This is a genomic window from Bradyrhizobium sp. PRIMUS42 (assembly GCF_023006515.1).
Classification (GTDB): Bacteria; Pseudomonadota; Alphaproteobacteria; order Rhizobiales; family Xanthobacteraceae; genus Bradyrhizobium.
Genome location: NZ_JALBGZ010000328.1, coordinates 1 through 6874, shown reverse-complemented (window position 1 = coordinate 6874; position 6874 = coordinate 1). Strand labels below are relative to the sequence as shown.

The window sequence follows — 6874 nt, the reverse complement described above, 5'->3', positions numbered from 1 at the left end:
CCACCGCCGGCGCCGTGACGGCACCGGACGGCTACTTCAGGGCCGTGCGCGAGATCTGCGACCGCTACGGTGCGCTGCTCATCCTCGACGAGGTCATGTGTGGCATGGGCCGCACGGGCACCACGCACGCCTGGGAGCAGGAAGGCATCGCGCCTGATATCCAGGCCATCGCAAAGGGGCTCGGCGGCGGCTACCAGCCGATCGGCGCGATGCTCGCGAGCGGCAAGATCATCGACACCATCCGCGCCGGCTCGGGCGCCTTTCAGCACGGTCACACTTATCTCGCGCATCCCCTCGCCTGCGCGGCCGCTTTGGCGGTGCAGGAGGTGATCCGCGAGGATCGCTTGCTCGACCGCGTGAGGGAGCGCGGCAAGCAGCTCGAACAACGCCTGACCGAGCGCTTCGGCAATCATCGCCATGTCGGCGATATCAGGGGCCGCGGCCTATTCTGGGCGATCGAGCTGGTCGCCGATCGCGCCAGCCGCACCTCGTTCGATCCCGCGCTCAGGCTCAATCAGAAGATCAAGGCGGAGGCCTTCGCCAATGGGCTCGGCTGCTATCCGGGCGGCGGCACCGTGGACGGCGTGCGCGGCGACCATGTGCTGCTGGCGCCGCCCTATATCGCCTCTGCGGACGAGATCGACTTGATCGTCGACAAGCTCGGCACGGCCGTCGACAACGTGTTGCGTAGTGTCAATCACTGAGGGGAGAGTAGCATGATGAGGAAAGTGGTTATCGCAGCGAGCATGCTCGCGGCATCGACGGTTGTCGCGTCGGCGGCAACGCTCGACACGGTGAAGAGCCGTGGCACGCTGGTGTGCGGCGTCAGTGCCGGCTTTGCCGGATTCTCGGCGCCGGACTCGCAAGGCAACTACCGGGGTCTCGACGTCGACTATTGCCGTGCGCTCGCCGCCGGCGTACTGGGTGATGCCAGCAAGGTGCGCTACGTCTCGCTGACCGCGCAGAACCGCTTCACCGCCCTGCAATCGGGCGAGATCGACGTGCTCTACCGCAACTCGACGCAGACATACTTGCGCGGTGTGACGCTGGGCTTGCGGCAAGGCCCGATCAACTTCTACGACGGTCAGGGCTTCGTCGTGAAGAAGGATCTGGGCGTAAAAGAGATCAAGGACCTCAAAGGCGCCACCGTCTGCGTGGCTCAGGGCACCACGCACGAAGTCACGCTCGGCGATTACGGCCGCGCCAACGGTATCGACTGGAAGCCGCTGGTTTTCGACCGCGTCGACACCATGTATCAGACCTTCTTCGGCGGCCGCTGCGACGCGATGACCCAGGACGCCTCCGCGCTCGCCGGCGCCGTGACGACCGCCGCGCCGAACCCAGCCGACTACGTCGTGCTGCCGCAGACCATCAGCAAGGAGCCGCTCGGCCCCTTCACCCGCAACGGTGACGAGGTCTGGAGCGACATCATCACCTGGCTACATTACGGCCTGATCGAGGCCGAAGAGCTCGGCGTCACGCAAGGCAATGTCGACGAGATGGCGAAATCGCAGACACCGGCGATCCAGCGCCTGTTAGGCGCCTCCGGCGATCTCGGCTCGCGCCTCGGGCTCGACAACAAATGGCTTGTGACCGCGATCAAGGCCACCGGCAATTACGGCGAGATCTACGAGCGCAACGTCGGCAAGGCGAGCCCGCTCAAGCTCGACCGCGGCCTCAACGGCCTCTGGAGCAAGGGCGGCTTGATGTACGCGGTGCCGTTCAAGTAACATCTCGCGTCCCGGACGCGCTGCAGCTCCCGGCGATGCGACGCATCGTCCGGTCCGCTGCTGCTGAGCCGGGACCCAGCGGCAACAATGGGCCCCGGCTCTGCAGCGCAATACTTCGCATTGCGCTGCGTCCGGGGCACGAAACCCAAATAGTCACGCTCCATGACGACGTCCATGCGCATCGCCCTGATCCACGCCCTCAAGCACTCCATCGCGCCGATCGAAGCGGCGTTTGCGAAGGCGTGGCCAGAGGCGAGGCTGATGAACCTGCTCGACGACAGCCTGTCGGCGGATCTGGCGCGCGACGGAAAACTCAATGATGCGATGACCGAGCGCTTCCTGGCGCTCGGCGATTACGCAGCAGCGACCGGAGGTGACGGAATCCTGTTCACCTGCTCGGCCTTCGGCCCTTGCATCGAGGCGGTCGCGCGCGCGCATGCGCCGATGCCGGTGCTGAAGCCAAACGAAGCGATGATCGAGCGCGCCGTGACGATGGGCAGGCGCATCGGCCTGCTCTCGACCTTCCCGCCGACCCTGGTCTCGATGCCGCCGGAGTTTCCGACCACCGTCCAGGTGGTGCCGAAGCTTGCCGAGGGCGCGCTGGCGGCGCTCGATCGCGGCGACCGCGCCACCCATGACCGGCTGATCGTGGAAGCGTCCAAGGGGCTGCGCGATTGCGACGTCATCGCGCTGGCACAGTTCAGCATCGCAGCGACGGCACCGCTGGTCGCGGAAGCCACTGGCCGTCCCGTCGTGACCACGCCTGACAGTGCGGTCGACAAGCTGATGAAGCTGTTGAAAGCAAAGGCCTAGGAGCCGACCTTCTTCCGCCGCCGAGCACCCTTGATCGCAGCCGCGAGCGCGGCTTTCGTTTCGCGGACGAAATCCTCGACCAGCTCCTCGCGCGAAGCATGGGCAGCCTCGCCGGTGAACAGGCCCTGCTCTGCCAGCATCACCACGCCGTGCAACGCCGCCCAGATCTTGAGCGCCTGCCGTTCGCGCAAGTAGCCGACCGCAGGCGCTTCGAGGGCTTCGATCACGAGCGAAAACGTCTCGCGCGTGGCTTCGTGCAGCTCGCTGTCCTTGGCCGCGCATGAGACGGTGCGCGACGCGAACATCAGGCGGTAGATGCCGTTGCGGCGCAGGCCGAAATCAAGTGTCACTTGCGCCAACCGCGACAGCTTTGATTGCTTCGACGTCCCAGCCATCGCCTCGCGCATGATCGCGCTGAGCTGCCGGAACGCTTCCGCCGTCACCGCTGCAAGCAGCGCGTCGCGATCGGCAAAGTGCCGATACGGCGCAGGCTGAGAGACGCCGAGCTGCCTGGCCAGTGCCTTGATGCTGATCGCCTCGGCGCCGCCCTGCTCCGCCTCACGCAGCGCGGCCTTGATCAGGGCGTCGCGGAGATCGCCATGGTGGTAGGTGTTCTCGGGCTTGCGAGCGAGTTGGGAGCGCATGTTGAAGGCAAGCCTATAAGTTTGCGCTTGACAGGGAAAGCCCATCGCGAATGTAATAGTATATAACTTAGAAGAAGCGGCGAATGCCGCCGACAATATTGACAAGAGGAACGCGCCGCCTTCGAGCCGCGTGCATACGACCGAGGAAGCCGCCATGACAGAGCGATTGAGGGTTCACGTCGATCCTGACAAATGCCAGGGCCATGCGCGCTGTAAGGCACTCGCGCCGGAGCTTTTCGAGCTGGACGAATACGGCAACGCCCACGAAGCCGGTGACGGCATTGTCCCGCCGGACCTTGAAGACAAGGCTTGGCTTGCCAAATCCAATTGCCCGGAAATCGCAATCGACGTGATCGAGGAGTAGCGCGGGCTGCCTGAGTGCCCGCGTACGCGATTCGATCACCATCCCGAGGATTCCTCCGACATGTCCGACGTCAGCCAGCCTGTCGCTCATCCGCCGGTCACCGACTGGATCAACGATTTCGACCACACCGACCCGCAGTGGACGGAGGATCCCTTCCCGATCTGGGACGAGCTGCGCGCGGCAAGCCCGGTCGTGCACACCGAGCGCTTCCTCGGCTGCTACATGCCGACGACCTATGAAGCCGTGCGCGAGATCGCCAACGACACCGAGCATTTCTCCTCACGCCGCATCATCGTGCGCGACGTTCGTCCAGAGGTCGCGAGGAACGCCGCTCCGCCGATCACCTCGGACCCGCCCGTGCACAAGCCGGCCAAGCAGCTCCTGCTGCCGCCGTTCACGCCGGACGCAATGAAAAAGCTGGAACCGCGGATGCGCGCGATCTGCAACGAGCTGATCGACGGGTTCATCGCCGACGGCAAGGTCGACGCCGCCGCGCGCTACAGCAAATACATCCCGGTTCGAGCGATCGCACACATGCTCGGCATCCCCGAGAGCGACAGCGATCTCTTCATCAACTGGATCCACATGATCCTCGAGCTCGGCATCAAGGACGAGAGCAAGCTGCTCCAGGCTGTGCAGGAGATGAGCGCCTATTTCAGCGCGCATATCGAGGAGCGCAAGGCCAAGCCGACCGACGATCTCATCTCCTACCTGATGAACGCCAGGGACAAGGAGGGCAACCCGCTCGAAGACTCGCACGTCCTCGGCTCGCTGCGCCTGCTTCTGATCGCCGGCATCGACACCACCTGGAGCGCGATCGGCTCCTCGCTCTGGCATCTTGCGAAGACGCCGACCGACCGCGAGCGGCTGCTCGCCGAGCCCGCGCTGATTCCGACCGCAGTGGAGGAGTTGCTGCGCGCCTATTCGCCGGTGACGATGGCCCGCGAGGTGGTGAAGGAGACGAGGATCTCGGGCTGCCCGGTCAAGGCGGGCAACATGGTGTTACTGTCGTTCCCAGCCGCAAACCGCGATCCCAAGATGTTTCCGGATGCTGACAAAGTCGTGATCGACCGCCGCGAAAATCGCCACGCCGCCTTCGGGCTCGGCATTCACCGCTGCGTCGGTTCCAACCTGGCGCGCATGGAGATGCAGGTTGCGCTGGAGGAATGGCTGAAGCGCATTCCAGATTTCGCCCTCGATCCGGCAGGCACGGTGACCTGGTCGCAGGGCACGGTGCGGGGCCCGCGCCAGTTGCCATTTTTGCTGGGAAGGGCGATGTAGGTCTTTCCAACACGGGGACGGAGAGGCTGGACGGCCATGGCTGACGACAACGAGCCGCCCGACAGCAAACTGACGCGAACCAAGGAAAAATGGGCGCGCGAGGGCCGCTTCCTCACCGGCAAGATTACGCGTCCGGAAGATCAGCGACTGCCGCCCGGCCAGCACCTCACCAAGGACTGGCCTGTGCTCGATCTCGGGGTTGTGCCACCGGTGTCGCGCGAGCGCTGGCGGCTCGACGTTTACGGTGCGATCGAGACGCCGGTGTTCTGGACCTTTGCGGAGTTCGCTGCGCAGAAGCAGGCCCGGTTCACCTCCGACATCCATTGCGTCACCACCTGGTCGCGCTACGACAATGAGTGGGAAGGTCTCGCCACGCGCGAGCTGCTCGCGGTCTGCCAGCCCCGCGAGGATGCACGCTTCGTAACGCTGCATTCCCATGACGGCTACACCACCAACCTCGCGCTGGAAGATTTTGCCGCCGAGGATGCGCTGCTTGCCCATAGCTGGTCCGGCCAGCCGCTGACGGAAGAGCACGGCGGCCCGGTGCGACTGGTCGTGCCGCATCTGTATTTCTGGAAGAGCGCGAAATGGCTCCAGGCCATCGAATTCCTGACCGAGGACGCGCCAGGCTTTTGGGAAGTCCGCGGCTATCATAACCGCGGCGATCCCTGGGCCGAGCAGCGCTATTCAGACGATTAGACCTCAAGCAAGAACGGGGGAGAGCCCATGCCGACGGAACGCTTTCAATTCACCGGCGAAGGCGGCCACCAGCTTGCGGCCGCGCTGGAGTTGCCGGACGGCGAGCCCGCGGCCTACGCGCTGTTTGCGCACTGCTTCACCTGCGGCAAGGACACGCTGGCGGCCAAGCGCATCGCGGTCGTGCTCGCAGCCAAGGGCATCGCGGTTCTGCGATTCGACTTCACCGGGCTCGGCTCGAGCGAAGGCGATTTCGCCAACGCGACGTTTTCATCCAACGTCGCCGATCTCGTCCGCGCCGCCGATCATCTGCGCAGCGCCCGCAAGGCGCCGTCGATCCTGATCGGCCACAGCCTCGGCGGGGCCGCGATCCTCGCGGCAGCGGGACAGATCCCGGAAGCCAGGGCGGTCGTGACCATCGCAGCTCCGTCCGACCCGGCACACGTGACCGGCCTGTTCAAGGAGCATGTCGAGAACATCCGCGAGCAGGGCGAGGTCGAGGTCTCGCTCGCGGGGCGCCCGTTCCGGATCAAGCGCGAATTCCTCGACGACATCGTCGAGCACGAGCTGATGAAAGACATCACCGGTCTGCACAAGGCGCTACTGGTGATGCACTCGCCGGTCGATGACACCGTCGGCATCGACAATGCGACCAGGATCTTCGTGGCAGCCAAGCACTCGAAGAGCTTCGTCTCGCTCGACCATGCCGATCATCTGCTCACCAAGCCCGCCGATGCGCTTTATGCGGCCGATGTGATCGCGGCCTGGGCCAGCCGCTACGTCGACACCGCAAAGCACGCGAAGACGATGGATCTGCCCGACGCGCCGCGCCAGGTGGTGGTGCAGGAGACCCGGAAAAGCAAATTCAACCAGACCATCACCGTCGGCCCGCACCGGCTCGTAGCGGATGAGCCCGTCGCTGCCGGTGGCGAGGACGCCGGCCCCGGGCCTTATGATTTCCTGCTTGTCGGCTTAGGGGCCTGCACCTCCATGACCATGCGGCTCTATGCCGACCGCAAATCGCTGCCGCTCGACCGCGTCACCGTCACGCTGAAGCACTCCAAGATCTACGCCAAGGACTGCGCGGAGTGCGACACACGCGAAGGCATGCTCGACCAAATCGAACGCGACATCGCGATGGACGGCGCGCTCGATGCCGAGCAGCGCAAAAAGCTGATGGAGATCGCCGACAAGTGCCCGGTGCACCGGACGCTGACGTCGGAGATCCGCATCATGACGAAGGCGGTGGATTAGCTCAAGCGGCCCGTGAGCGGGCTTCGGCGGTGTGCAGCGGCTGGACCCGCAGTGCGCCGCGCAGGCCTGCCGTCGTGCCGAGCAGAATGCCG

General features: G+C 65.0%; 8 protein-coding genes. 7 read left to right on the top strand and 1 reads right to left on the bottom strand.

Translation table 11 applies throughout. The annotated features are described in order from the left end of the window. The 3 genes from MOV75_RS22280 to MOV75_RS22270 all read left to right on the top strand — a co-directional run. The coding region (locus tag MOV75_RS22280) for an aminotransferase class III-fold pyridoxal phosphate-dependent enzyme (protein ID WP_247006621.1) at nucleotides 1-704 on the top strand (704 nt) is incomplete at its 5' end. Between the two features lie 12 nt (nucleotides 705-716). Beyond that, nucleotides 717-1730 (top strand): amino acid ABC transporter substrate-binding protein, encoded by a 1014-nt coding sequence (locus MOV75_RS22275; protein ID WP_246925677.1) that lies wholly within the window; start codon nucleotides 717-719, stop codon nucleotides 1728-1730. Nucleotides 1731-1892: 162 nt separating this feature from the next. Continuing rightward, on the top strand, nucleotides 1893-2543 hold the full coding sequence (locus tag MOV75_RS22270) for an aspartate/glutamate racemase family protein (protein WP_246925679.1): 651 nt from the start codon (nucleotides 1893-1895) through the stop codon (nucleotides 2541-2543). On the opposite strand, the gene MOV75_RS22265 is transcribed toward MOV75_RS22270, so the two are convergent. Beyond that, complete coding sequence (locus tag MOV75_RS22265) at nucleotides 2540-3187, bottom strand: TetR/AcrR family transcriptional regulator (RefSeq protein ID WP_246925682.1); 648 nt, start codon at nucleotides 3185-3187, stop codon at nucleotides 2540-2542. The genes MOV75_RS22270 and MOV75_RS22265 overlap by 4 nt on opposite strands. A 154-nt stretch (nucleotides 3188-3341) precedes the next feature. Here MOV75_RS22265 and MOV75_RS22260 point away from each other — a divergent pair, with 154 nt between their 5' ends. From MOV75_RS22260 to MOV75_RS22245, 4 genes are read left to right on the top strand one after another with little or no spacing between them, the layout of a single operon-like run. After that, a complete protein-coding gene (locus tag MOV75_RS22260; RefSeq protein WP_246925687.1) occupies nucleotides 3342-3551 on the top strand; it encodes a ferredoxin in 210 nt (69 codons plus the stop codon). Between the two features lie 60 nt (nucleotides 3552-3611). Next, complete coding sequence (locus MOV75_RS22255) at nucleotides 3612-4832, top strand: cytochrome P450 (protein WP_247006619.1); 1221 nt, start codon at nucleotides 3612-3614, stop codon at nucleotides 4830-4832. A gap of 36 nt (nucleotides 4833-4868) precedes the next feature. Beyond that, on the top strand, nucleotides 4869-5531 hold the full coding sequence (locus MOV75_RS22250; RefSeq protein ID WP_246925684.1) for a sulfite oxidase-like oxidoreductase: 663 nt from the start codon (nucleotides 4869-4871) through the stop codon (nucleotides 5529-5531). 27 nt (nucleotides 5532-5558) lie between these two features. Next, a complete protein-coding gene (locus MOV75_RS22245; RefSeq protein WP_246925686.1) occupies nucleotides 5559-6782 on the top strand; it encodes a bifunctional alpha/beta hydrolase/OsmC family protein in 1224 nt (407 codons plus the stop codon). The last annotated feature ends 92 nt before the right edge of the window (nucleotides 6783-6874 follow it).

What these genes read in the sequence shown, in the direction of transcription:
- MOV75_RS22265 (WP_246925682.1), bottom strand. Translation starts at nt 3,187, where the DNA reads ATGCGCTCCCAACTCGCTCGCAAGCCCGAGAACACCTACCACCATGGC.
- MOV75_RS22260 (WP_246925687.1), top strand. Translation starts at nt 3,342, where the DNA reads ATGACAGAGCGATTGAGGGTTCACGTCGATCCTGACAAATGCCAGGGC.
- MOV75_RS22270 (WP_246925679.1), top strand. Translation starts at nt 1,893, where the DNA reads ATGACGACGTCCATGCGCATCGCCCTGATCCACGCCCTCAAGCACTCC.
- MOV75_RS22275 (WP_246925677.1), top strand. Translation starts at nt 717, where the DNA reads ATGATGAGGAAAGTGGTTATCGCAGCGAGCATGCTCGCGGCATCGACG.
- MOV75_RS22245 (WP_246925686.1), top strand. Translation starts at nt 5,559, where the DNA reads ATGCCGACGGAACGCTTTCAATTCACCGGCGAAGGCGGCCACCAGCTT.
- MOV75_RS22250 (WP_246925684.1), top strand. Translation starts at nt 4,869, where the DNA reads ATGGCTGACGACAACGAGCCGCCCGACAGCAAACTGACGCGAACCAAG.
- MOV75_RS22255 (WP_247006619.1), top strand. Translation starts at nt 3,612, where the DNA reads ATGTCCGACGTCAGCCAGCCTGTCGCTCATCCGCCGGTCACCGACTGG.